General features: G+C 70.7%; 23 protein-coding genes and 1 pseudogene. 8 read left to right on the top strand and 16 right to left on the bottom strand.

Going from position 1 to position 23,802, the window contains the following annotated elements; all coding sequences use genetic code 11:
• Positions 1-57: 57 nt before the first annotated feature.
• The 3 genes from KK483_RS16240 to KK483_RS16230 form a co-directional block, all read right to left on the bottom strand.
• The gene (locus KK483_RS16240; RefSeq protein WP_142217964.1) at positions 58-366 is read right to left on the bottom strand and encodes a hypothetical protein; all 309 of its coding nucleotides are present in this window, start codon (positions 364-366) and stop codon (positions 58-60) included.
• 437 nt (positions 367-803) lie between these two features.
• Positions 804-929 carry a hypothetical protein gene (locus tag KK483_RS16235; protein WP_262005950.1) on the bottom strand — a complete coding sequence of 42 codons (126 nt, stop codon included), beginning with the start codon at positions 927-929 and terminating at the stop codon, positions 804-806.
• Between the two features lie 214 nt (positions 930-1,143).
• Complete coding sequence (locus tag KK483_RS16230; RefSeq protein ID WP_262005949.1) at positions 1,144-1,944, bottom strand: thioesterase family protein; 801 nt, start codon at positions 1,942-1,944, stop codon at positions 1,144-1,146.
• Positions 1,945-2,095: 151 nt separating this feature from the next.
• Here KK483_RS16230 and KK483_RS16225 point away from each other — a divergent pair, with 151 nt between their 5' ends.
• The 4 genes from KK483_RS16225 to KK483_RS16205 all read left to right on the top strand — a co-directional run bounded on the left by KK483_RS16225 (position 2,096) and on the right by KK483_RS16205 (position 5,682).
• A complete protein-coding gene (locus KK483_RS16225) occupies positions 2,096-3,100 on the top strand; it encodes an NlpC/P60 family protein (RefSeq protein ID WP_262009533.1) in 1,005 nt (334 codons plus the stop codon).
• 316 nt (positions 3,101-3,416) lie between these two features.
• Complete coding sequence (locus KK483_RS16220) at positions 3,417-4,163, top strand: phosphatase PAP2 family protein (protein WP_262005948.1); 747 nt, start codon at positions 3,417-3,419, stop codon at positions 4,161-4,163.
• Between the two features lie 355 nt (positions 4,164-4,518).
• Positions 4,519-5,358, top strand: a complete 840-nt coding sequence (locus tag KK483_RS16210) for a hypothetical protein (protein ID WP_262005947.1) — start codon at positions 4,519-4,521, stop codon at positions 5,356-5,358.
• A gap of 159 nt (positions 5,359-5,517) precedes the next feature.
• Positions 5,518-5,682 carry a hypothetical protein gene (locus tag KK483_RS16205; RefSeq protein ID WP_262005946.1) on the top strand — a complete coding sequence of 55 codons (165 nt, stop codon included), beginning with the start codon at positions 5,518-5,520 and terminating at the stop codon, positions 5,680-5,682.
• Between the two features lie 57 nt (positions 5,683-5,739).
• Here the strand turns inward: KK483_RS16205 and KK483_RS16200 are convergent, their stop codons facing one another.
• Positions 5,740-6,090 carry a metal-sensitive transcriptional regulator gene (locus KK483_RS16200; RefSeq protein WP_262005945.1) on the bottom strand — a complete coding sequence of 117 codons (351 nt, stop codon included), beginning with the start codon at positions 6,088-6,090 and terminating at the stop codon, positions 5,740-5,742.
• Positions 6,091-6,289: 199 nt separating this feature from the next.
• On the opposite strand from KK483_RS16200, the gene KK483_RS16195 reads away from it, so the two are divergent.
• On the top strand, positions 6,290-6,910 hold the full coding sequence (locus tag KK483_RS16195) for a DUF47 domain-containing protein (protein ID WP_093661211.1): 621 nt from the start codon (positions 6,290-6,292) through the stop codon (positions 6,908-6,910).
• Between the two features lie 5 nt (positions 6,911-6,915).
• Positions 6,916-7,914 carry an inorganic phosphate transporter gene (locus KK483_RS16190; protein ID WP_262005944.1) on the top strand — a complete coding sequence of 333 codons (999 nt, stop codon included), beginning with the start codon at positions 6,916-6,918 and terminating at the stop codon, positions 7,912-7,914.
• Between the two features lie 277 nt (positions 7,915-8,191).
• Here KK483_RS16190 and pstB read toward each other — a convergent pair whose 3' ends face one another.
• The 10 genes and pseudogenes from pstB to mshD all read right to left on the bottom strand — a co-directional run bounded on the left by pstB (position 8,192) and on the right by mshD (position 18,552).
• Positions 8,192-8,968, bottom strand: coding sequence for a phosphate ABC transporter ATP-binding protein PstB (gene pstB / locus KK483_RS16185; protein WP_262005943.1), 777 nt, complete (start codon positions 8,966-8,968; stop codon positions 8,192-8,194).
• Positions 8,969-8,991: 23 nt separating this feature from the next.
• Entirely contained in the window at positions 8,992-10,065 is a 1,074-nt protein-coding gene (gene pstA, locus KK483_RS16180) for a phosphate ABC transporter permease PstA (RefSeq protein ID WP_262005942.1), read from the bottom strand.
• The gene (gene pstC / locus KK483_RS16175) at positions 10,065-11,057 is read right to left on the bottom strand and encodes a phosphate ABC transporter permease subunit PstC (protein WP_262005941.1); all 993 of its coding nucleotides are present in this window, start codon (positions 11,055-11,057) and stop codon (positions 10,065-10,067) included. The genes pstA and pstC overlap by 1 nt, the downstream gene beginning before the upstream one ends.
• Positions 11,058-11,195: 138 nt before the next feature.
• Complete coding sequence (gene pstS, locus KK483_RS16170) at positions 11,196-12,332, bottom strand: phosphate ABC transporter substrate-binding protein PstS (RefSeq protein WP_262005940.1); 1,137 nt, start codon at positions 12,330-12,332, stop codon at positions 11,196-11,198.
• 282 nt (positions 12,333-12,614) lie between these two features.
• On the bottom strand, positions 12,615-13,124 hold the full coding sequence (locus KK483_RS16165; RefSeq protein ID WP_262005939.1) for an NUDIX hydrolase: 510 nt from the start codon (positions 13,122-13,124) through the stop codon (positions 12,615-12,617).
• Positions 13,121-14,275, bottom strand: a complete 1,155-nt coding sequence (locus KK483_RS16160) for a CHAD domain-containing protein (RefSeq protein WP_262005938.1) — start codon at positions 14,273-14,275, stop codon at positions 13,121-13,123. The genes KK483_RS16165 and KK483_RS16160 overlap by 4 nt, the downstream gene beginning before the upstream one ends.
• Complete coding sequence (locus tag KK483_RS16155) at positions 14,262-16,484, bottom strand: RNA degradosome polyphosphate kinase (protein WP_262005937.1); 2,223 nt, start codon at positions 16,482-16,484, stop codon at positions 14,262-14,264. The genes KK483_RS16160 and KK483_RS16155 overlap by 14 nt, the downstream gene beginning before the upstream one ends.
• Before the next feature lie 270 nt (positions 16,485-16,754).
• Positions 16,755-16,877, bottom strand: a complete 123-nt coding sequence (locus tag KK483_RS16150) for a hypothetical protein (RefSeq protein WP_262005936.1) — start codon at positions 16,875-16,877, stop codon at positions 16,755-16,757.
• Positions 16,878-17,336: 459 nt separating this feature from the next.
• Positions 17,337-17,606, bottom strand: a pseudogene (locus tag KK483_RS16145) (GntR family transcriptional regulator); the annotation flags it as partial.
• Positions 17,607-17,628: 22 nt separating this feature from the next.
• Positions 17,629-18,552 carry a mycothiol synthase gene (gene mshD, locus KK483_RS16140; protein ID WP_262005935.1) on the bottom strand — a complete coding sequence of 308 codons (924 nt, stop codon included), beginning with the start codon at positions 18,550-18,552 and terminating at the stop codon, positions 17,629-17,631.
• Positions 18,553-18,804: 252 nt separating this feature from the next.
• Here mshD and KK483_RS16135 point away from each other — a divergent pair, with 252 nt between their 5' ends.
• A complete protein-coding gene (locus KK483_RS16135; RefSeq protein WP_262005934.1) occupies positions 18,805-20,637 on the top strand; it encodes a bifunctional UDP-sugar hydrolase/5'-nucleotidase in 1,833 nt (610 codons plus the stop codon).
• A 157-nt stretch (positions 20,638-20,794) separates the two neighbouring features.
• Positions 20,795-21,667 (top strand): phosphatidylinositol-specific phospholipase C, encoded by an 873-nt coding sequence (locus tag KK483_RS16130; protein ID WP_262005933.1) that lies wholly within the window; start codon positions 20,795-20,797, stop codon positions 21,665-21,667.
• On the opposite strand, the gene KK483_RS16125 is transcribed toward KK483_RS16130, so the two are convergent.
• Together KK483_RS16125 and KK483_RS16120 are read right to left on the bottom strand one after the other, a co-directional pair.
• Complete coding sequence (locus KK483_RS16125; protein ID WP_262005932.1) at positions 21,632-23,062, bottom strand: cell wall metabolism sensor histidine kinase WalK; 1,431 nt, start codon at positions 23,060-23,062, stop codon at positions 21,632-21,634. The genes KK483_RS16130 and KK483_RS16125 overlap by 36 nt on opposite strands.
• A complete protein-coding gene (locus KK483_RS16120; RefSeq protein ID WP_262005931.1) occupies positions 23,059-23,787 on the bottom strand; it encodes a response regulator transcription factor in 729 nt (242 codons plus the stop codon). Before KK483_RS16120 ends, KK483_RS16125 begins: the two co-directional genes overlap by 4 nt.
• Between the last annotated feature and the right edge of the window lie 15 nt (positions 23,788-23,802).

The raw sequence follows: 23,802 nt of genomic DNA, 5'->3' as shown, positions 1-23,802 counted from the left end.
TCGGGGACGGTTGGAGTCGGGGTACGGGGTGAGATGGCGGAGTCGGGTGACGGGACGTCAGACGGCCATCCCGTACACGATGGTGAACAGGGTCCCCAGCGACCCGATGATGAAGACTCCGGTCAGTCCGGCGACGATCAGGCCCTTGCCCTGTTCGGCGCTGAAGGTGTCGCGGAGGGCGGTCGCGCCGATGCGCTGCTTCGCGGCCCCCCAGATCGCGATGCCCAGGCAGAGCAGGATGGCCACCGCCATCACGACCTCGATCATCACGCGGGCCTCGTTCCCCAGGCTCCCGAAAGGCCCCCAGTTGGGGGCGATTCCGCCGATGATGGTGGTGATGTCGCCCTTTTCGGCTGCCAGGATCATGTAACTCACCGCCCCTGTCGGGTAGTTCGTCGCCCTTGCCGCTCGGCACGGGTCACGCTCTATCTTCGCTGATGAAATTGGTCTCGTGCGCCGACTTGGCTGGTCTCTTTACCCGATCCCCGCACAAATGACCGAAGCCGCCGCGCTGACCTGCGGCGGCGGCGAGCGGGGTTTGTGCGAGTACTCGTGTGGTCACTCTGTGTATCACGCAGGGTGACTCCGGGCAATGACTGTCGTTGGGGCGCTCCGGGCCGGAAATGCCGAGGTCAGGGCGGTGGGCGTGAGGCGGCCGGGAGGAGCGGGTCACTCCAACGGGCGAGGCTGCGGGTCCGGTTGGGTGACGTTGGCGGCCCGCGATGTGCTGCGGCGAGCCGGTCGGCAGGGCGGGCACCGGTGTCCGGCGGTGCATGCGGCGCCCGACCTGCCGGGGTGTCAGCTCATGACCGTACGGTCACCAGCCCGAGCAGGGCCACGGCGACGGCGATGAGCGCGATGACGCTCACCGCCGCGATCGTTCCCCCGGAGTCGCCGGCCCGGCGTACCTTGTTCCCCACGTTTCCCATGTGTTCTCCTGCGGTGCTCGCCCTGCCGTGGTCGTCGGCGGGGATGGTTCACAGCCTTCCTGGCTGCGTGACACAGGGTAATGGTGGCTGGTCCAGGCCACCCTGGCGGGTCGGGGTGTGCGCACTCGGCCGCCGCGCCACCGAGTCTCGCCGCGACACCGCCTCTCGCCGCGCCACCGCGTCTCGCCGGGCCGGCCGCGGGCCAGGACGGCCTTCAGCGGGGGGCGACGAACAGGCTCTGCGCGCCGCGGCCGATCGGCCCCTTCTCGTCGTGGAGCCGGGAGTCCGCGAGGCCGAGGCCCGCCGGGTCCACGCTCGTACGGGCTTCCACGCAGACCCACTCGCCGACCGGGTGGCGGTGCAGATGGACCGTCAGGTCGGCGTTGACGAAGATGTGGCGGCTGAAGTCGAGGACGTTGCTGATGCCGTTCCCGGAGTCGGCGGCGATCAGCACGCGGTCGAGGGGGCGGACCTCCTCGCCCGCGACGAGCGGCAGGCGCATCCGCATCCAGCAGGTGCCGGGGCCCTGCTCCCTGAAGGTGCCTTCGGTGAAGCGGGTGTCCATGGACGTGTGGTAACCGACGTCCCATGGCACGGCGAAGAAGGGCGTCTCGGCGGTCTCCCCGGGCGAGGGCAGCTGTGGTCCTTCGGCGACCGCCGGTCCCGGCTCGCCGAGCGTACGGATCCGGAGCGCGCGGGCGAGCATCACCGGCGCCGCCTCTCCCTCGGGCGTCAGCGCGGCCTCGACGAGTTCCACGCTCCTGCCGCTGCGCACCACGGTCGTGGTCACCTCCAGCGGTCCGATCGGCACCGGCCGCACGATCTCGTACGTGACCCGCGCGAGGCGCATGTCCTCCCGTGCCCCCGATCGCTCCTCCAGCGCCCGCCCGAGCAGCGCGGCGGGTGGCCCGGCGTGCTGGGAGTCCGCGTCCCAGGGGCCGCGGGTGTGCTCGGTCGGCGCGAAGCGGGTCTCGGAGATCCGTTCGAAGAACGCCTCGGGTGCCTGATCCGCCATGACGGGCCGCCTCTCCCTGCCGACAGGTGCTGGACACACGCTACCTACGGGTAACACGGGTGGGCCAGAGAGCGAGGGGCCCTCCTGAAGCGGGCCCCCCGCCCCTAGACTGACTCACGGTGGACAGCCGCGCGGCGGAGGGTGATTGACGGTGCGTAAGGCATGGCTGCTCGGGGGCGGAGCCGTCGGGGTGTGCCTCGGGTTTCTCGCGCTGCTGGTCGTCGGGACGTACTCCGCGGCCGCAGGGATCAGGAACAACGGGGGAGCCGTCGCGCTCGTCAAGGGGGCCGTGCCGGCGCTGTACCAGGGGCTGGTGGAGAAGTGGGGGACGCTCTGCCCGGCCATCAACCCGGCCCTGCTGGCCGCGCAGTTGTACCAGGAGAGCGGCTGGAATCCGAAGGCGCAGAGTCCGGCGGCGGCGCAGGGCATCGCGCAGTTCATCCCGGGGACGTGGTCCGCGCACGGGGTGGACGGGGACGGGGACGGGGACCGTGACGTGTGGGATCCGGCGGACGCGATTCCGTCGGCCGCGTCGTACGACTGCAAGCTCGCCGGGTATGTGAAGAAGGCGCCGGGCGACCCGACGGACAACATGCTGGCGGCGTACAACGCGGGGGCGTACGCGGTCATCAAGTACGGCGGGGTGCCGCCGTACAGGGAGACGCAGAACTACGTCAAGATCATCCGGACGCTCGAGAAGAGCTTCGCCAGGCCGGTCGGGCGGGTCCAGCCCTCGCGGCAGGCGGCCGGGGCGATCTACTTCGCGCAGCAGAAGCTCGGGACGAAGTATCTGTGGGGCGGGAACGGGACGCCGGAGCACGGCGGGCGGTTCGACTGCTCGGGGCTGACGCAGGCCGCGTACCGGACCGTCGGGATCGAGCTGCCGCGCGTCGCGAACGACCAGTACAACGCCGGGCCGCACCCCTCGCGGGACGAGCTGCTCCCCGGCGACCTGGTGTTCTTCTCGGACGACCTGGCCAACTCGCGGGCGATCCGGCACGTGGGGCTGTACGTCGGCGGCGGGTACATGATCAACGCTCCGTACACCGGTGCCGTGATCCGCTTCGACAAGATCGACACACCGGACTACTTCGGGGCGACCCGGGTCACGAAGGACGGCGCCGCGGCGCTGCCGACGGCCCGGCCGGCGGAGTGAGCCGAGTCGGGCCGTATCGGGCCGGGCCGAGCCGGGCTGACGGGGCGTCGGGGATGGCTGGAACTCTCCGTTAGGTCAAGGCCCTGAGCTGCGACGATGTGTCACTCTTCGATAACGTCCTGGTGATCGTTCCGTGGAGAGTGGAACGGACCTGTAGGACCAGTCGTTCCTCGGGGCGGAGCATACGTACGTACGCACACCGCCGTCCGTACGTACACCGCACCGACGTACCGACCACGGGGGGTTGGCAGGAGCGGTGCGCACACCGGCGTGCGCCCGCGACAGCAGACGACAAGCAGGCAAGGAGCCGCAGCAGATGGCTGGACTCGCATTCGACCCGGGGTCGAACCCCGACGTCGGCCTGCTGCACGACATCAACGGGCTGGCCCGGTCGGCGCCGCCGTGGTTCGACCGCGTCATGGGGTTCGTCGGCGAGTACGGGATCATGCTCGCGCTGGTCCTCGTCGCGGTGTGGTGCTGGTGGAGCGTGCGCCGCCGCGGTACCGAGGAGGAGTCGGTCTCGGCGCTGGCCGCGCTGGTCTGGGCGCCGCTCGCGGCCGGTGTGGCGCTGTTGGTGAACATCCCCATCCGCGGATTCGTGGAGCGGCCGCGTCCGTTCCGGGACCACGAGGGGCTCGAGGTCCTGGTGGACGGGAAGACCGACTTCTCCTTCGTCAGCGACCACGCGACCATGGCGATGGCGCTGGGCGTCGGGCTCTTCGTCGCGCACCGGCGCTTCGGGCTCGCGGCCATCGCGCTCGCCCTGGCGGAGGGCTTCTGCCGGGTCTACATGGGCGTGCACTACCCGACGGACGTCATCGGCGGCTTCGCGCTCGGCACCGCCGTCACGCTGCTCCTCGCACCGCTGGCGCTGGGGCTGCTGACCCCCCTGATGTCCGCGGTCGCCCGCTCCGGGCGTGCGGGGTGGCTCCTACGGTCACGGCGCGCGGCGAGGGGGGACCTGGCCCCGGAGCGGGACTGGGAGCCGCAGCCGCACGAGACGCTCGACCTCGCAGAGCCGCGCCAGGAGGCCGGCCCCGGCGAGAAGGGCCTCGCGGCCTAGCGGGCTCGCGGCCTCGTTACGACCGGTCTCGCACCCCTGCGGGTCACGGTCCCCCGCGGGGCATGTTCACCCCCTGCGGGTCACGGTCCGCGGCGGGTCACGGTCACGCCGCCCGGGGTCGTCAGGAGGCCGGTTTCCGGTCTGGTTCTGTGCAACTGGGCGTCCGCACGTGCGCGTTCGCGGGAGCGTCTGGCCGGTCCGCACCAGCCGCAGGTGCAGCTGGCGATCGAGAAGGATCCTCGTTCGGTCGTGCGTGTTTCGTGTTGCTGTTGCACAACTCCACGGTACCCGGCGTGACGACGCGCCGGGGCCGTCGTTATCCGGGGCGGGTGGGTCCAGGAAGGGGATACCGGCGATGGTGGTGCAGCAGCACAGGCTCAGGGGCGGGGTGTGCGCGGCCGCCGCCATGGTGGGTATGGGGGTGGCCGCGACCGCGGGGTGCTCCACCGGCGGGGATGCCGTGGCCGACGCCCGGCCCCCAGGAGACCCCGTCGCCACCGTGCGCAACGCCGCGGACGTGCTCGCGGACGCGGGGACCTCCAAGGCCCGCACCGCGATGGAGATGGCTGCCGGCGGGACCCGGGTCACCATCCGCGGCGAGGGCGGCTACGACTTCCGCCGCACCATGGGCCGGCTCAAGGTGGTGCTGCCCAAGGACCCCGCGGGCACGGACGAGCACCGGCCGATCACCGAGCTGCTGGCGCCCGGCGCCCTCTATATGAAGGACCGCGGCGCGGGCGTCCCCGCGGACAAGTGGGTGCGGGTCGACACGACCACCCTGCAGGACGGCAACCTGGTCACGGGCGGGGCGACCGACCCGGCCGCCGCGGCCGAGCTGCTGCGCGGAGCGCGGAGCGTGACGTTCCTCGGCCAGGAGGACCTCGCCGGAGTGCGGGTCGCCCACTACCGCGGCGTGACGGACATCGCGCATGCCGCGCGGGCGGCCTCACCGCAGGTGAGGGGTGCGCTGACGGCCGCGGCGCAGGGGTTCGCCGAGGACGCGGTCCCCTTCGACGCGTATCTCGACGACGCGGGGCGGCTGCGCAAGGTGCGCCACCAGTTCAGCTTCGTCAACCAGGGCCGCACGGTCGCCGTCGCCTCGACGACGCTGCTGTACGAGTTCGGCGCCCCCGTCGTCGTGCAGCTGCCGGCCCACCGTGACATCTACGCGGGGCAGATCCGCGACGGGGTCTGATGAGAAGGGACCCGGGGCGGGGCGGCGTCCGAGGCGGGCCTGAGGCAGGCCCGGGGCGGACGGACTGTCGGTAAATGGTCCGGACGTGCCATGCCTCGCGCGTGTCCCCGTCCCTACGCTAGGGAGTCGACACCGGCCGGCCGGAAGAGGTGAAAGCACGTGGCTCCGCCCAGTACGCCGACAGTCCAGGACGACTACGTGGCCCTCGCCGAGATCGAGCTCTGCGGTGAGTTGATGATCGCGGCCTCGGCCGCGGACGGCGAGCGGCTCAGCGACGACCGTATCGACGAGGTGCTCAACGTGTCGGAGACCACAACCGACTGACGAGCGGCGCGGCGGCGGAACGGGCGTCGCGCCGCGGGCCGGGCCCGGCCCGCGGCGTCAGGTCCGCATCATGCGGGCGATCGCCTTCGTCGCCTCTTCGACCTTCGCGTCGATCTCGTCACCGCCCTTGAGCGCCGCGTCCGCGACGCAGTGGCGCAGGTGCTCCTCCAGCAGCTGCAGCGCGAACGACTGCAGCGCCTTGGTGGAGGCCGAGACCTGGGTGAGTATGTCGATGCAGTACGTGTCCTCGTCGACCATCCGCTGCAGGCCCCGGATCTGGCCCTCGATCCGGCGGAGCCGCTTGAGGTGCTCCTCCTTCTGCTTGTGGTAGCCGTGCACACCGCGGTCGTGGTCGGTGACGGGAAGGTCGCCGGCCGTCTCCGCGGCCGTCGTGTCCGTGGTGGTCATCGCGTCCTCCCGTAGTGGTGCCGTAGCCGTGTCCGATATACCCCTCGTGGGTATATGGTACCGATCCCTGCCGGTTGTGGCAGGGCCCTGTGCTGATCACTGTGGCCCATGGGCGACACTGAAGGGACGCCGGTTAGCCGTGGCCGGATGATGCGCCTAGCATCAGCGTGACCGAAACCCAGCACCCCGAGGACCCCACGTGCGATTTCGTCTGACCCCCAGGGAGACGAGCTTCTATGACATGTTCGCCGCGTCCGCGGACAACATCGTCACGGGCTCGAAGCTCCTTATGGAACTGCTCGGAGCGGATGGTCCCGCCCGAGCCGAGATCGCGGAACGGATGCGGGCAGCGGAGCACGCCGGGGACGACGCTACCCATGCGATCTTCCATCAGCTGAACTCCTCGTTCATCACACCCTTCGACCGCGAGGACATCTACTCCCTCGCATCGTCCCTCGACGACATCATGGACTTCATGGAGGAGGCCGTCGACCTGGTCGTCCTCTACAACGTCGAGGAGCTTCCGAAGGGCGTCGAGCAGCAGATCGAGGTGCTGGCGCGGGCCGCCGAGCTGACGGCCGAGGCCATGCCGCACCTGCGGACCATGGACAACCTCACCGAGTACTGGATCGAGGTCAACCGGCTGGAGAACCAGGCGGACCAGATCCACCGCAAGCTCCTCGCGCACCTCTTCAACGGCAAGTACGACGCGATCGAGGTGCTCAAGCTCAAGCAGATCGTGGACGTCCTGGAGGAGGCCGCGGACGCCTTCGAGCACGTGGCCAACACCGTGGAGACCATCGCGGTCAAGGAGTCCTGAGCTTCGTGGACACCTTTGCGCTGGTCGTGACCATCGCGGTCGCGCTCTTCTTCACGTACACCAACGGCTTCCACGACTCCGCGAACGCGATCGCGACCTCGGTCTCGACGCGGGCGCTGACGCCCCGCGCGGCGCTGGCGATGGCGGCGGTGATGAACCTCGCCGGAGCGTTCCTGGGCAGTGGGGTCGCCAAGACCGTGAGCGAGGGCCTGATCGCGACGCCCAAGGGCGACCGGGGCATGGGCATCCTCTTCGCCGCACTGGTCGGCGCGATCGTCTGGAACCTGATCACCTGGTACTTCGGGCTGCCCTCGTCGTCCTCGCACGCCCTCTTCGGCGGCATGGTCGGCGCGGCGCTGGCGGGCGGGACGGAGGTGATCTGGGCGGGGGTCGTCGACAAGATCATCATCCCGATGTTCCTGTCGCCGCTGGTCGGTCTCGTCGCCGGCTATCTGGTGATGACCGCGATCATGTGGCTGTTCCGGCGGTCGAACCCGGCGAAGGCGAAGCGCGGCTTCCGTATAGCGCAGACGGTGTCGGCGGCGGGCATGGCGCTGGGCCACGGTCTCCAGGACGCCCAGAAGACGATGGGCGTCGTGGTGATGGCCCTCGTGATCGCCGATGTCGAGGACTTCGGCGATCCGATCCCGGTGTGGGTCAAGATCGTCTGTGCCGTGATGCTGTCGCTGGGTACGTACGCGGGCGGCTGGCGGATCATGCGGACGCTGGGGCGCAAGATCATCGAGCTGGATCCGCCGCAGGGGTTCGCCGCGGAGACGACGGGGGCGTCGATCATGTTCGGCTCGGCGTTCCTCTTCCACGCGCCGATCTCGACGACGCATGTGATCACGTCCGCGATCATGGGTGTCGGTGCGACGAAGCGGGTGAACGCGGTGCGGTGGGGCGTCGCGAAGAACATCGTGCTCGGGTGGTTCATCACCATGCCGGCGGCGGCGCTGATGGCGGCGTTCAGCTACTGGATCGTGAGCCTCGCCTTCGGCTGACGTCGTGCCCCTGCGGGCCGGGCACTCCCTCCCTAGCGCCCGTCGACCCCGGAGACTCCTCGACCCCGGCGCACTGCGCGCCGGGGTCGACGCCTTTGGTGCGACGCCTTACGACGCCTTTGGTACCGCGTCTTCTGCGGCGGCGGCATTGTCCGGCCGTGGCCGCCGCGCGGCCACGGCAGGAAATGGGTCCGCCCCCTCTCCCGGAGGAGAGGGGGCGGACCCTGTGCCTTGCGGTGGCACCGCCATGCAGCACCGCAAGGAGTCCTGTCAGGGCCTAGCCGAAGCGGCCCGAGATGTAGTCCTCGGTCGCCTGGACCGACGGGTTCGAGAAGATGCGCTCGGTCTCGTCGATCTCGATCAGCCGGCCCGGCTGGCCGACCGCCGCGAGGTTGAAGAACGCCGTACGGTCCGAGACACGCGCCGCCTGCTGCATGTTGTGCGTCACGATGACGATCGTGAAGCGCTCCTTCAGCTCACCGATCAGGTCCTCGATCGCGAGGGTCGAGATCGGGTCCAGCGCCGAGCAGGGCTCGTCCATCAGCAGGACGTCCGGCTCGACCGCGATCGCACGGGCGATGCACAGACGCTGCTGCTGGCCGCCGGACAGGCCCGAACCGGGCTTGTTGAGGCGGTCCTTGACCTCGTTCCAGAGGTTCGCGCCCTTGAGGGACTTCTCGACGACCTCAGTGAGCTGGCGCTTGCTGTACTTGCCGTTGAGCCGCAGGCCCGCCGCGACGTTGTCGAAGATCGACATGGTCGGGAACGGGTTCGGCCGCTGGAACACCATGCCGACCGTACGCCGCACCGCGACCGGGTCGACCTGGGAGCCGTACAGGTTCTCGTCGTCCAGGAGCACCTTGCCCTCCACGCGGCCACCGGGGGTGACCTCGTGCATGCGGTTCAGGGTGCGCAGGAAGGTGGACTTGCCGCAGCCGGACGGGCCGATGAAGGCCGTCACGGAGCGGGGCTCCACGGTCATCGAGATGTCCTCGATGGCCTTGTGGGAGCCGTAGAAGGCGCTGAGGCCGCTGACGTCGATTCGCTTGGCCATGTTCAAATCACTTCCAAATGGCCTTAGCGGCCGGTCTTCGGGGCCTTCCAGCGGGCGATGCCGCGGGCCACCAGGTTGAGGATCATGACGAAGGCGATCAGTACGAGGGCGGCGGCCCAGGCGCGGTCGTACGACGCCTCGCTACCCACCTTGTACTGCTCCCAGATGTAGTAGGGGAGCGAGGACTGAGCACCTTCGAAGGGGTTCGAGTTGATCAGCTGGCTGCCGAAGACGAGCAGCAGGATCGGGGCGGTCTCACCGGCGATGCGGGCGACCGCCAGCATCACACCGGTGGAGATGCCGCCGACGGCGGTCGGGATGACCACCTTCAGGATCGTGCGGTACTTCGGGACACCGAGGGCGAGTGACGCCTCGCGGAGCTCGTTCGGGACGAGCTTCAGCATTTCCTCGGTGGAGCGGACCACGACCGGGATCATCAGGATCGTCAGGGCGAGCGCGCCCATGAGTCCGGACGGCTGGAGTCCGGCCAGCAGCATGATCGAGAGGATGAACAGACCCGCGACGATCGAAGGGATGCCCGTCATGACGTCGACGAAGAAGGTCACGGCGCGGGCGAGCGCGCCCTTGCCGTACTCGACCAGGTAGACCGCGGTCAGCAGACCGATCGGAACCGAGATCAGGGTCGCGATACCGACCTGCTCCAGCGTGCCGATCAGCGCGTGGTAGACACCGCCGCCGGGCTCGAAGCCGGGGACGCCGGCCATCGAGTGGGTGAGGAAGTATCCGTCGAGGACCTTCACACCGCGGCTGATGGTGACCCAGATCAGCGAGAGCAGCGGGATGACGGCGAGGACGAAGCACACCCAGACGATGCTGGTGGCGAGGCGGTCCTTGGCCTGTCGGCGGTTTTCGACGACCGACGTGGTGACGTACGAGATGAGGAGGAAGAGCAGCGCGGCGATGAGGCCCCACTGCACCCGGCTCTGCAGGCCGGCGGCTGCGCCGATGCCGATGCCGAGGGCGATGGCGACGACCGCGAAGACGGGCTGGGCCCAGCGGGGGAGTCCGCGGCGGCTCAGGGAGCCGCGGCGCGCGGAGGCGGGGGGACGGACGTCCTTGACGGTTGCGTGGGACATCAGGCGTTCGCCCCCGAGAACTCCTTGCGACGCGCGATGATGATGCGCGCGGCGCCGTTGACCAGCAGGGTGAGGATGAAGAGGACCAGACCGGAGGCGATCAGGGCGTCCCGCCCGAACTCGTTGGCCTCGTCGAACTTCGCGGCGATGTTCTGGGCGAACGTGCCGCCGCCCGGGTTCAGGATGTGGAACGAGATGAGGAAGCTCGGGGAGAGCACCGTCGCCACGGCCATCGTCTCGCCGAGCGCGCGCCCGAGGCCGAGCATCGAGGCGGAGATGACGCCGGAGCGGCCGAAGGGGAGCACCGACATGCGGATGACTTCCCAGCGGGTGGCGCCGAGCGCGAGCGCGGCCTCCTCGTTCATCCGCGGGACCTGGAGGAAGACCTCACGGCTGACGCTGGTCACGATCGGAAGGATCATGATCGCGAGCAGGATGCCGACGGTGAAGAGCGAGCGGGCGACGCCGACCTCGGTCTTCTCGAAGATGTATGTCCAGCCGAGGTACTCGTCGAGCCAGAGGTTCAGCCCGTTCAGGTACGGGACCAGGAAGAGGGCGCCCCAGATGCCGTAGATGATCGACGGCACGGCGGCCAGCAGGTCGACCACGTAGGCGAGCGGGGCGGCGACCTTGCGCGGCGCGTAGTGGGAGATGAAGAGGGCGATACCGACAGCGATCGGAACCGCGATGGCCATCGCGATGATCGAGCTGACGATCGTGCCGAAGAGCAGGACGGCGATGCCGAAGACCGGCGGGTTGCCCGCCGGGTTCCAGTCGAAGGTCGTGAGGAAGTTGCCTTCGTCCTTGGAGATCGCGATCGCTGCGCGATAGCTGAGGAACACGGCGATGGACGCCATGATCACAAGCAGCAGAATGCCCGAACCCCGTGAGAGGCCCAGGAAGATCTTGTCGCCCGCGCGGCCGGTGGATGTGGCCCGGCGCGAGGCGGCCGGCCTCGCCGGCGGTGTCTCTATGGGTGTCGTGGAAGCCATGGTCTTTCCGGTCTGGGTGGGGGAAGGCCCGCGGGTTTGCGGCTTCCCTTGGCGGCGGTGCACCGGATGGTGGCGGCGGCGGGCCGGCCCGGCGTGGTGCACCGGACCGGCCGTTCGTCGCCTTTTCGGACGCCTGGGTTACGAGAGGCTGTTGACCGTCTCGCGGACCTTGGCGTTGATCTCAGCGGGGATCGGGGCGTAGCCGGCCTCGCTGAGGACCTTCTGGCCCTCGTCGGAGGCGGTGTAGGTCAGGAAGGACTTGACCGTGCTCAGGGTGTCGGCCTTGTTGCCCTTGTCGCAGACGATCTCGTACGTCACCAGGACGATCGGGTAGGCACCCTCGGCCTTGGTGGCGTAGTCGAGCTTCAGGGCCAGGTCCTTGCCGGTGCCCTCGACCTTGGCGGCGGCGATGGCCTTCGAGGCGTTCTCGGAGGTCGCCTTCACCGGAGCGGCGGCACCGGTCGAGATGTCGACGGTCGGGATGGACTGCGAGGTGGCGTAGGACAGCTCGAAGTAGCCGATGGCGCCCTCGACCTGCTTGACCTGGGCCGCGACACCGGCGGAGCCGGAGGCAGCCTGGCCGCCCTTGGCGGGCCACTTCTTCTCGGCCTCGTACTTCCACGCGTCCGGAGCGGCCTTGCCGAGGTACTTACCGAGGTTCTGGGTGGTGCCGGAGTCCTCGGAGCGGTGGAAGGCCTGGATCGCCATGTCCGGGAGCTTGGCGCCCGGGTTCAGCTTGGCGATCGCCGGGTCGTTCCACTTCTTGATCTCCGAGTTGAAGATCTTGGCGATGGTGGGGGCGTCCAGGACGAGGTTCTCCACGCCGGGGACGTTGTAGCCGATCGCGATCGGGCCGCCGACCATGGGCAGGTTGATGCCCTGGCCACCGGAGCAGATCTTCTTGGACTCGGCGACCTCCTCGGGCTTCAGCGCCGAGTCGGAGCCGGCGAAGCCGACCGTGCCCTGGTTGAAGGCGACGATGCCCTCACCGGAGGAGGAGGACTTGTAGTTGATCTCCACGCCCGTGCACGCGGCCATGTAGTTCTTGACCCACAGGTCCATGGCGTTCTTCTGAGCGCTGGAGCCGGACGCCATCAGCTGGCCCTTGGCGTCGTCGCACTTGATGTTGGAGGCAGCAGCGGTCTTGTCGCCGGCGCCACCGGTCGTGTCGCCTGCGTTGTTGTCCGAACCACACGCCGTGAGGACCAGGGCGCCGGAGACCGCGAGGGCAGCAAGCGCGGTGGCGCGAAGCCCGTTGTTGCGCTGAAGCTTCACTTTTCGGGTGTTCCTTCCAGGAGCGCCGGTCGAGGACGTCGCTTTGCTCGACGTGGTACGGCGGCGCGTGTCGGGGTGGGTGGTGCGGCGCTGTGCCGGTCACCTTGTAAGCCCGAAATTAGGCAGATCAGGTGAAGCCGCCGACGGGTGGTGGTAAACGGAAGGTGAACCCTGCCGGTCAATGAGGTGCCGCCTTTATCTGGGCGTGACCTCGGCCGTTTGGCGGCGTTATGTGGCGTGCTGTCCGATTGTGCCAGACCTCATTGAAACGGCTGTGCGGCGTCAATGCGCGCCAGTACTGCCGAGTATCCCGAGTTCTGAGACGAGCGCGTCCACGAGATGGCGGTCGCGGAGCTGGGTGAGCTGCGCGCGGGCGGCGGTCGGGACCAGCCAGTCGATGCGGTCGACCTCGCGGCCGGGAATGAATTTGCCCGGCGTTTGCGCCTCGGCGGCCCAGTAGCTGACCTCCTTGGGACGCCCGTTCGCGACGTAGTGGACCGTGGGGAGACGGGGGCCGGGGGTGGCGTGGTGCCCGGTCTCCTCCAGGACCTCGCGCAGGGCCCCGGCGAGGGCGTCCTCGGACCGCTTCAGCTTGCCCTTGGGATGGGACCAGTCGTCGTAGCGGGGGCGGTGGACGAGGCATATCTCGATGCCGTCGTCGCTCCGCGGCGCACGGCGCCACAGGACGCAGCCGGCGGCGCGCACGGTCCCGGCTTGGGCGCTGCCAGGGGTACCGGGGCTGCCGGGCGTGTCGGAGCTGCCGGGAGTGCCGGAGCTTCCGGGGGTGCTCATGGTGCGGCCACCGCCTGGCTCTGCCACACCCGGTGGAAGGCGAAGCGTGCGGCCTCGACCTCGTGGCGCTGGTCCGCGTGCAGGACGCCGAGGGCGTACGCCGTCGCGGGAGCGATACGGGGGGTGCGGGCCGCGGTCGCCGCGGCGGAGGCGGCCTCGGCTGCGTCCCGGTGCCGGTCCAGGGTTCGCCCCGCGATCGTCAGCAGCGGGTGCGTACCCGAGCAGACGACCTCCTGTGCGTACCGGTGCAGCCGCAGCAGCAGCCGTACGTGGTGCCACGGCGCGTCCTGGGCCTCGCCGGCGGAGGTCGTGGCCAGGCCGTGGACCAGCGCGTCCGCGTTGTACGGGTGCGCGGCGCGGGCGAGCGGCAGCGCCGCGACCGCGTCCAGGAGCCGGCGCTCGGCCGTCTCGGCATGCCCCTGCAGTACGTCCGCGGGCGCCGTGGCGGCGGCCGCGAACGGCACCTCGGAGGCGAGCAGGGCGACGGCGTCGGCGACCGCGTGGAACCGCGACGACCCGAGTGCCTGGAGCGCCGCCGAGTGCGCCCGCGTGCGCCCCAGCGTCAGCTGGCGCTCCAGGAGCGCCCCGGCCCGTGCGGCTCCCACGGTGAGCGCTCCTCGCGCCCCTGACGTGGTGGCGGCGCCGCGCGCCGCGGCCTTGGCCTGTACGTCCTGCCCGGTGACCAGGGGGGCCGCCTCGCTGGCGGCCGTCGCCTCGGCCTCGTGCGCGCCGGGCGATGTGGCGGCCAGGACTTCCGGGCTCGTCAGGACCGCCAGGTCGGCCTCCGCGCGCGGGAGCGGCACCGGACCCGTGCCCGAGAGGCGGGACAGGGCGTCCAGCAGCCGGTTCAGACGGGCCGTGCAGGCGTGTTCCTGGGCGAGCATGCCGGAGAGCCAGGTCAGCTCCGTGCGGAGCTGGTCCGCCCAGGCGGTGTCCAGCAGCGGGCGGTACGTGTGCAGGGCACCGCTGATGCGGCGGGCGGAGCGGCGCAGCGCTCCGGCCGCGTCCTCCGCGCCCGTCGTGTCCGCACCGCATTCGCCGTGCACGCGCAGACTCCGCAGGAAGTCCGCGGCCTGTGTGTGCAGATACTCGGCCAGGACCTGGTCGGCACCGGCCCCCCGGGCGACGGAGGGAAGGTCAGGGCTGTGCACGCCGGCGCCTCCGGGCGTCTATGAGCATTTCCTGTACATGCCGCAGCGGCTGGCCTTCGCCGTCCGTGGAATGCCGGGTCCACTCCCCGTCCGGGCCGAGGTGCCAGGACGACGTGGTGTCGGACATACCGGTTTCCAGGAGCCGGCTCAGTGCCGCGCGGTGCGCCGGGTCGGTGACCCGTACGAGCGCCTCGATACGGCGGTCGAGGTTGCGGTGCATCATGTCGGCGCTGCCGAACCACACCTCGGGCTCGCCTCCGTTGCCGAAGGTGAAGATCCGGGAGTGCTCCAGGAAGCGGCCGAGGACCGAGCGGACCCGGATGTTCTCCGAGAGCCCGGCGACACCGGGGCGTATCGCGCAGATGCCGCGCACCCATATGTCCACCGGCACGCCGGCCTGCGACGCCCGGTAGAGCGAGTCGATGATCGCTTCGTCGACCATCGAGTTGACCTTGATCCGGACGAACGCGGGACGGCCGGCCCGGTGGTGGGCGACCTCCTTGTTGATCCGGGCGATCAGCCCGTCGCGCAGTGATTTCGGGGCGACGAGCAGCCGGCGGTAGGTCTCGCGGCGCGAGTACCCGGACAGCCGGTTGAACAGGTCGGACAGGTCCGCTCCGACCTGCGGGTCCGCGGTGAGCAGACCGAGGTCCTCGTACAGCCGGGCGGTCTTCGGGTGGTAGTTGCCGGTGCCGACGTGCGAGTACCGGCGCAGGGTCTCGCCCTCCTGCCGGACCACGAGCGAGAGCTTGCAGTGGGTCTTCAGCCCGACGAGCCCGTACACGACGTGGCAGCCGGCCTCCTCCAGCTTCCGCGCCCACTTGATGTTGGCCTGCTCGTCGAAGCGGGCCTTGATCTCGACGAGGACGAGGACCTGCTTGCCCGCCTCGGCGGCGTCGATCAGGGCGTCCACGATCGGGGACTTGCCGGAGGTCCGGTACAGCGTCTGCTTGATGGCGAGCACGTCCGGGTCGCCCGCGGCCTGCTCCAGGAAAGCCTGGACGGAGGTCGAGAACGAGTCGTACGGGTGGTGCAGCAGCACGTCCCGCTCGCGCAGCGCCGCGAAGATGTCGGGCGCGGACGCCGACTCGACCTCGGCGAGGTCGCGGTGGGTGCCGGCGACGAACTTCGGGTACTTGAGCTCCGGCCGGTCCTGGCCGGCGATGCCGAAGAGACCGGTCAGGTCGAGCGGCCCGGGCAGCGGGTAGACCTCGGACTCGGAGATCTTCAGCTCGCGGACGAGCAGGTCCAGGACGTACGGGTCGATGGACTCCTCGACCTCCAGGCGCACCGGCGGGCCGAAGCGGCGGCGCAGGAGCTCCTTCTCCAGGGCCTGGAGCAGGTTCTCGGTGTCGTCCTCCTCGACCTCCAGGTCCTCGTTCCTGGTCACCCGGAACATGTGGTGCGCGAGCACCTCCATGCCGGGGAACAGCTCCTCCAGATGCGCCGCTATGACGTCCTCCAGCGGGACGTAGCGGTGCGGGGACGCCTCAAGGAAGCGGGACAGCAGGGGCGGGACCTTGACCCGGGCGAAGTGGCGGTGGCCGCTGACCGGGTTGCGTACGACCACGGCGAGGTTGAGCGAGAGCCCCGAGATGTACGGGAACGGGTGGGCCGGGTCGACGGCCAGCGGGGTGAGGACCGGGAAGATCTGCTGGCGGAAGAGGGTGAAGAGGCGGGCCTGCTCCTTCTCCGTGAGCTCGGGCCAGCGGATGAGGTGGATGCCCTCGTCGGCCAGGGCGGGCGCGACGTCCTGCTGGTAGCAGGCGGCGTGCCGGGCCATGAGCTCGCGCGAGCGGTTCCAGATCAGCTCCAGCACCTCGCGCGGCTGCAGGCCGGAGGCGGAGCGGGTGGCGACGCCGGTGGCGATGCGGCGCTTCAGTCCGGCCACCCGGACCATGAAGAACTCGTCCAGGTTCGAGGCGAAGATCGCGAGGAAGTTCGCCCGCTCCAGGAGGGGGGTCGCGGGGTCTTCGGCGAGCTCCAGGACGCGCTCGTTGAACGCGAGCCAGCTGCGCTCGCGGTCCAGGAAACGGCCCTGGGGCAGCTCGGCACCCTCGGTGCTGTCCTCGTAGGCATCGAGGTCGGCATCGAGGTCGGGCTCGAGATCGGAGACCGCGGCGGAGACCGTGTGCGGGCGGTGTGCGGCTATGGAGCCGACGGACGGCTGTACGTGCTGGACCGGGACCTCGGCGGGCTGCTTGCTCATGTCCCCATTCTTCCGCGCGAAGCGGCCGGAGGGCGCGTCGAAGCGGGCCGTGGAGGGGCTGGGTCGCCCTCCCCCGTAGCTTTGCACGGGGGTGCCCCCATTTCGCTGCGCTCGTGGGTCTGGCTCGGCGGACGGCTGCATTCACCGAGGGTCGCAAGGGCCCTTGAATGGCTGGTAACGAGAACATGACGCCTGGGCAAGCAAGGCGCCGCGCCGCGATTTCGAATCGGGGGGGGCGGGGCCTCCTCCGGGGGCGGTGCGACTGTACCGCTACGCCGCGTCCGCCCCACTCCGCCCCTCCCGGCTCCCCAGGACCACGCCCGTCTCGACCAGCTGGATCTCCACCGGCCAGTCCGTGGCGCTGCCGGACGGGTCGGTCCCGGTACGCGCCATCGCGGGCACCGTGCGGCGGACGAGGAGGCCGGTGAGGGCCACCGGCCGCAACGCCCAGGACCGCGCAGGCCGTGGCACGTGGCCGCGGGCGCGGCCAGCTTCGCCGCGAGCCTGCGGGCGGGCGAGGCCGACTGGGTCCACAGCCGCCGGTACGTGTCCGACTCCTGACCGCGGGCGACGAGCGGCCTCGCCACGAAGGCCGCGACGGCCGGGCGGCGCGCGCCGCAGCGGGGTCGGTGCGGAGCACGCGCATCCGGCCCGAGGTGGGGCGCAGCAGGCCGGGCGGCGAGCGCAGGAGGGTCTCCCTGCGCCGCGCTGGGGCCGACGAGGGCGCAGATCGAGTCGGCGGGCAGCCGGAAGAGCAGTCCTTGAGGGCCCAGGTGTGCCGGTGTCTCCGCGTCGGCGCGATCGCTTCGAGCGCCGTACCGGCCATGTCCCGTCCCCCTGGCCGTGGGGCGTGAAGTGCTCGTCGAATACGGCGCCGAAGAGCGCGGCGACGTCGTCCCGTTCCAGGCCCGCCGCGCGCCCGGGCCGCCCAGTCGGGGGGCCCAGCGACTTGCGTACGAAGGTGCCGAGCCCGCGCCGGGCCTCGACGAGACCCTCGCGTTCCAGCTCGCGGTACGCCTTGGGCACCGTGTTCGGATCGATGGCAGTCGCCTCGACCAGCTCGCGGGCGGCGGGCAGTCGGTCGCCGGGCTCCAACAGGCCGAGCCGAAGGGCCTGTTCCGAAACCCTCAGGCGCCGCCGCGGATCACGTCTCCGTGCGGTACATCAGGTCCACCTCGTGCGTCGTGAAGCCCAGCCGCTCGTACACCCGCAGCGCCGCCGTGTTGTCCGCGTCGACGTAGAGCAGGACCGCCGGCAGGCCCTGCGCCGCGAGGTGGCGCAGTCCGACCGCGGTGAGGGCCTTGCCGAGGCCGGTGCCCTGGGCGTCCGGCCGGATGCCGATCACGTACACCTCGCCGAGCTGCTCCTCCGCGTGGACCTTCGTCCAGTGGAAGCCGACGATCTCGCCGCCGTGCTCGGCGAGGAAGAAGCCCTTCGGGTCGAACCAGGTCTCCTGCTTGCGGTCGTCGAGGTCGCGCTGGGTGATCGCGCCCTGCTCGGGGTGGTGGGCGAAGGCGGCGGCGTTGACCGCGAGCCACGCCGCGTCATCCTGGCCGGGCAGGAACGTACGCACCGTCACGCCCTCGGGCAGGACCGGCTCCGGGATGTCGAGCGGGCTCAACGACCGGCGCAGCTGGCGCAGTTCGCGGAAGAGGGTGAGGCCGAGCACCTGCGCCAGATGGCGGGCCGCTGACTTGCCGCCGTGCGCCCAGACGCGCAGGCGCTTGCCGGAGGTGGCGAGCAGCGCGCTGCCGAGGGCGCGCCCGTGGCCGCGGCCGCGGTGGCCGGGGTGCACCACCAGCTCGGCCGCGGGGGCCTCCACCGGGTCGGTGTCCTCCAGTTGGGCGTAACCGCGGAGGTCCCCGGCGACGGTGAGCAGGAAGTGCCGCACGCCCTCGCGCTGTCCGTGGCGCAGATGGAGCTGTCCCTGCTCCGAGACGGCCTGCATGCCGTCGGCGCGTGCGGCGGCGGCGAGCAGGCGCAGGACGTCATCGGCCTGCTCGGGGGTGAGTTCGTCGAGCGTCTGGATCTGCCGGCCGGGCTCGATGGCGGGGGCTGCGTCAGTCATACGTCGAGGGTACGGCGCTGGGGCCGGTCTCCCGGATCCTGCCGGCTCGCGCGCCCCGGCGCGCACGTACCGGATCCCGTCCGCCGATCCGGCCCGATCCACGAGCCGGGCCCGGGGGCAGTCGATCGGAAACCAGGTCGTAACCCGTTACCCCCTGTCGTGCTACGCGCGTTGACTCTAGGCTGCCCGGCTGAGGACGCCCGTCGCGACGGCCGTCCGCACCGAACCGACGCTGAACTGACAAGGGGACAGATGTCAGCGACACCGCACCAGAAGCGCCGCCGCATACTCGCCGCCGTCGCCGGACTGACCACCGTCGGCGCGCTTGTCGCCGCGATGCCCGCCGGGGCCGCCGGCGCCACCGGCCTGGGCGACCGCCACGGCCACGGCCATGGGCACGGACACGGACACGGGTACGGCCGCACCGTCGATGTGCAGCTGCTGTCCTTCAACGACCTGCACGGCAACCTTCAGCCGCCCGCCGGCTCGGCGGGCCGGGTCACCCACACCAACGAGGACGGCACCACCAGGACCATCGACGCGGGCGGCGCCGAGTACCTGGCGACCCACCTGCGCGAGGCCCGCAAGGGCAACCGCTACTCCGTCACCGCCGCGGCCGGCGACATGATCGGCGCGTCGCCGCTGCTCTCCGGGCTCTTCCACGACGAGCCGACGATCGAGGCGCTGAACAAGCTGGACCTCGACGTCTCCTCGGTCGGCAACCACGAGTTCGACGAGGGCGCCAAGGAGCTCGCCCGGATGCAGAACGGCGGCTGCCACGAGAAGGACGGCTGCTTCGAGGAGGGCCGGAAGTTCAGGGGCGCCGACTTCCCGTACCTCGCGGCCAATGTGACGGACGAGAAGTCCGGCAGGCCGCTGCTCGACCCGTACTTCGTGTGGCAGCGCGACGGCGTGAAGATCGGGTTCATCGGCGTCACCCTGGAGGGCACGCCGGACATCGTCTCCGCCGAGGGCGTCAAGGGCTTGAAGTTCGGCGACGAGGCCGAGACGATCAACAAGTACACCAAGGTGCTGGAGCGCAAGGGCGTCCGGTCGATCGTCGCCCTGATCCACGAGGGCGGGGCGCCGGCGTCGGCCTCGTACAACTACGACTGCGACAGCCCCGGCCCGGGCGACGGGGTCTCCGGACCGATCGTCGACATCGCCAAGAGGATCAGCCCGCAGGTCGACGCCCTGGTCACCGGCCACACCCACCAGGCGTACGCGTGCACGATCCCGGACCCGTCGGGCAAGCCGCGCACGGTCACGTCCGCCGCCTCCTTCGGCAAGCTGTACACGGACACCACGCTGACGTACGACCGCCGCACCCGCGACATCGTGCGGACGTCGGTCGCCTCCGCCAACCACGTCGTCACCCGTGACGTGCCGAAGGCCCCGGACATGACGCGTCTCATCGACCGCTGGAACGCGCTCGCCGCACCGATCGCGAGCCGGCCCGTGGGCTATATCTCCGCCGACATCGAGAACCCCTTCGACGCCCCCGAGAAGCCGCTCGGCGATCTGATCGCGGACGCGCAGCTGGAGGGCATGGCCCCGGCCGACAAGGGCGGCGCGCAGCTCGCGCTGATGAACCCGGGCGGTATCCGCGCGGGCCTGGTCCACCAGGCGTCCGGCGGCGAGGGCGACGGTGTGGTGACGTACGGCGAGGCGTTCACGGTGCAGCCGTTCACCAACATGATGACGGCGGTCGACCTGACCGGCGCCCAGCTGATCACCGCGCTCCAGCAGCAGGTGAGCGGGGCGAACCAGGCCGCCCCGAAGATCCTCCAGGTGTCGCGGGGCTTCACGTACACGCTCGACATGACCAGGACCGGCGCCGACCGGATCGTCGTCGGGTCCGTGAAGCTGAACGGCGAGGCGATCGACGCGGCGAAGACCTACCGGGTCGCGATGAACGAGTTCCTCGCGGGCGGCGGCGACGGCTTCGCCGTCCTGAAGGAGCACAGGAACAAGCTGGTGGGCGGGTCCGATCTGGACGCCCTCACCGCCTACTTCGCGGCGCACTCCAGTGCGTCGGCCCCGCTGGCCCCGCCGGCGACCGGCCGGATCACGGTCGTGAAGTAGGGCGTGCTTCCCGAGGGGCGGCGGGCCTTTCGTCCGCCGCCCCTCGGCTGCCCGCTGTTTCCGCCGAACTCATTCTGTGTCATGGGCATGTCTGCCATCATCCCGGTGCCGACCGCGACCCCCCACATCGCGGAGGCCGACGAAGGAGACAGCGAACATGTCCTTGACCAGACGTGGTTTCCTCGCGGGCGCGGCCGTCGCGTCCGCCATCGCACTCATCGGGGCGGCACCGGCCGGTGCCGCCCCGCAGCGCGTCCTGGGCACCCAGGACTGGATGAGCGGCATCGACGGCGGCAGGGCGCTGCGGACGCTCACCATCCCCGGAACCCATGATTCCGGCGCCCGTTTCGGCGGGCTCTGGGCCGAGTGCCAGAACACCACCATCGCCCAGCAGCTCGACTCCGGAATCCGCTTCCTGGACGTGCGGTGCCGGGTCACCGGCGGCTCCTTCGCCATCCACCACGGCGCCGCCTACCAGAACATGATGTTCGGCGATGTGCTCGTGGCCTGCTGGAACTTCCTCGGCGCCCACCCGTCCGAGACCGTCCTGATGCGGGTCAAGCAGGAGTACTCGGAGGACTCCGACGCCACCTTCCGCGCGATCTTCGACGACTACCTCGACAACCGGGGCTGGCGGCCCCTCTTCCATATCGCCGACACGCTCCCCTCCCTCGGCGAGGCCCGCGGCAAGGTCCTCCTCATCGCCGACAACGGCGGACTGCCCGGTGTGAAGTGGTGGGACGGCTCGGTCTTCGACATCCAGGACGACTGGAACGCGATGCCGGACGCCAAGTACCCCAAGATCGAGGCCCACTTCCGCAAGGCCGTCGAGCAGCCGGGCAGGCTCTTCATCAACTTCGTCAGCACATCCGCGTACCTGCCGCCGCGCTGGAACTCCGACAGCCTCAACCCGCGCGTCCACGGCTTCCTGGACGGGACCGCGAACGGCTGGAAGGGCCTCGGCATCGTGCCGATGGACTACCCCGGCACCCGCTCAGGTCTGGTCGAGTCGCTCATCCGCCACAACTGACGGAGGAGGCGGCGCCGGGGCGCCCGGCAGGCTGATCACCGCCACGGTGCCGCCGCCCTCCGCGGGGCGCAGCTCCACCTCGCCGCCCGCCTGGTGCACGGTCCTGGCCACGATCGACAGACCGAGGCCGGAACCGGGCAGCGCGCGGGCGGACGGGGAGCGCCAGAACCGCTCGAAGACATGCGGGAGTTCATCGGACGCGATACCGGACCCGTGGTCCCGTACGGTCAGCACCCCGCGGTCCAGGAGCACCTCCACCGTGCCGCGCGGCGGGGAGAACTTCACCGCGTTGTCCAGCACATTGACCAGCGCCCGCTCCAGCGCCGCCGGCTCGGCCCGTACGTACCAGGGCCGCAGCTCGTCGGTGATCGTGAGCTCCGGTCCGCGCAGCCGGGCCCGCTCAAGGGCGGTGCGCGCGATGTCGTGCAGCGCGACGACCCGGACCGGGCCGGGTGCCGCGCTGTCCGGCCGTGACAGCTCCTGAAGATCCCCGATCAGCGCCGCGAGCTCCGCCATCTGCGCCTTCACGGAGGCCAGCAGCGCCGCCCGGTCCCCGGGTGGCAGCGCCCGGCCGGTCTGCTCGCTGCGGGCAAGCAGCTCGATGTTGGTACGCAGCGAGGTGAGCGGGGTGCGCAGCTCATGGCCCGCGTCGGCGATCAGCTGGGCCTGCCGGTCGCGGGAGGAGGCGAGCGCCGCGGTCATCTGGTTGAAGGAGCGGGACAGCCGCGCGATCTCGTCCTCGCCCTCGACGGGGATGCGGACGGTCAGGTCCTCGGTACGGGCCACGTGCTCGACCGCGTCGGTGAGCCGGTCGACGGGCTTGAGCCCGGTGCGGGCGACCCACAGGCCGGCGGCTCCGGCGGCGACGACCCCGATGCCGGCGAGGGCGGAGAGGAGCAGGGCGAGCCGGTTGAGGGCGGCGTCGATCTCGTGCAGGGGGCGGGAGACCGACACCGCGAGCTCGCCCATGCGGGGGGAGATCGCCACCCGCTGGGTGTGCACCCGCACCTCGGCGCCGTCGTCGGTGGTGCCGGCGCGCAGGACGTTGTTGGAGAGCCCCCGGGCGACGGCGATGTCCTGCGAGTCCACTTTCACGGGTTCGGAGTACGCCGACACACAGCGGGTGCCGTCGGGGCCGACGATCTGGACGTAGGCGAACTCCCTTCCGGTCCCCGGGCTCTCGGGGCGCGGGTTCTGGCACGCGTTCCAGGTGTCGAGGACCTCGCCGGCCGGCGCGCTCGTGTTCCGCAGCGAGGTGTCCAGCTCGTTGTGCAGCTGGGCGCGGGTCAGCAGCCAGCACGTCACGGCGACCGCGGCGACGGCGAGCGCGACCGCGCTCGCCGTGAGCAGTGCGAGCCGGGAGCGCAGCGGCAGCGCGTGGAATCCGCGGGTCACTCCGGCGACCCCTCCCGGAGCGCGTAGCCCACCCCGCGCACCGTGTGGACCAGGCGCGGCTCGCGGGCCGCCTCCGTCTTGCGGCGCAGGTACATCACGTACACGTCCAGCGAATTGGAGCTCGGCTCGAAGTCGAAGCCCCAGACGGCCTTGAGGATCTGCTCCCGGGTGAGGACCTGGCGGGGGTGGGCCAGGAACAGTTCGAGCAGGGTGAACTCGGTACGGGTCAGCTCGACGCGGCGCGTCCCCCGGGTGACCTCGCGGGTGGCCAGGTCCATCCGCAGATCGGCGAAGGACAGCACATCGGCGGTGTCCTCCTGCCCCGCGCCGGCCGCGGCGTACGAGCTGCGCCGCAGCAGCGCCCGGATCCGGGCGAAGAGCTCGTCCAGCTCGAACGGCTTCACCAGGTAGTCGTCCGCGCCGGCGTCGAGCCCGGTGACCCGGTCGCCGACCGTGTCGCGGGCGGTGAGCATCAGGATCGGCAGCGTGGAGCCGGCGGAGCGGATGCGGCGGGCCGCGGTGAGCCCGTCCATGCGGGGCATCTGGATGTCGAGGACGACCAGGTCGGGGGCGTACGACTCCACCTTGGCGAGCGCCTCGACACCGTCGACGGCGACCTCGGTGGCGTAGCCCTCGAAGGCGAGGCTGCGCTGGAGGGCCTCGCGGACGGCGGGTTCGTCGTCGACGATGAGGATGCGGTCGCCTTCACCGGGTGCGGTGGTCATGGCCCCAGCCTCGCA

Origin of the sequence: Streptomyces sp. FIT100 (assembly GCF_024584805.1) — a bacterium.
Classification (GTDB): Bacteria; Actinomycetota; Actinomycetes; order Streptomycetales; family Streptomycetaceae; genus Streptomyces.
Note: the sequence above shows the minus strand (reverse complement) of the source record. Positions and strands in the feature narration are given on the sequence as shown.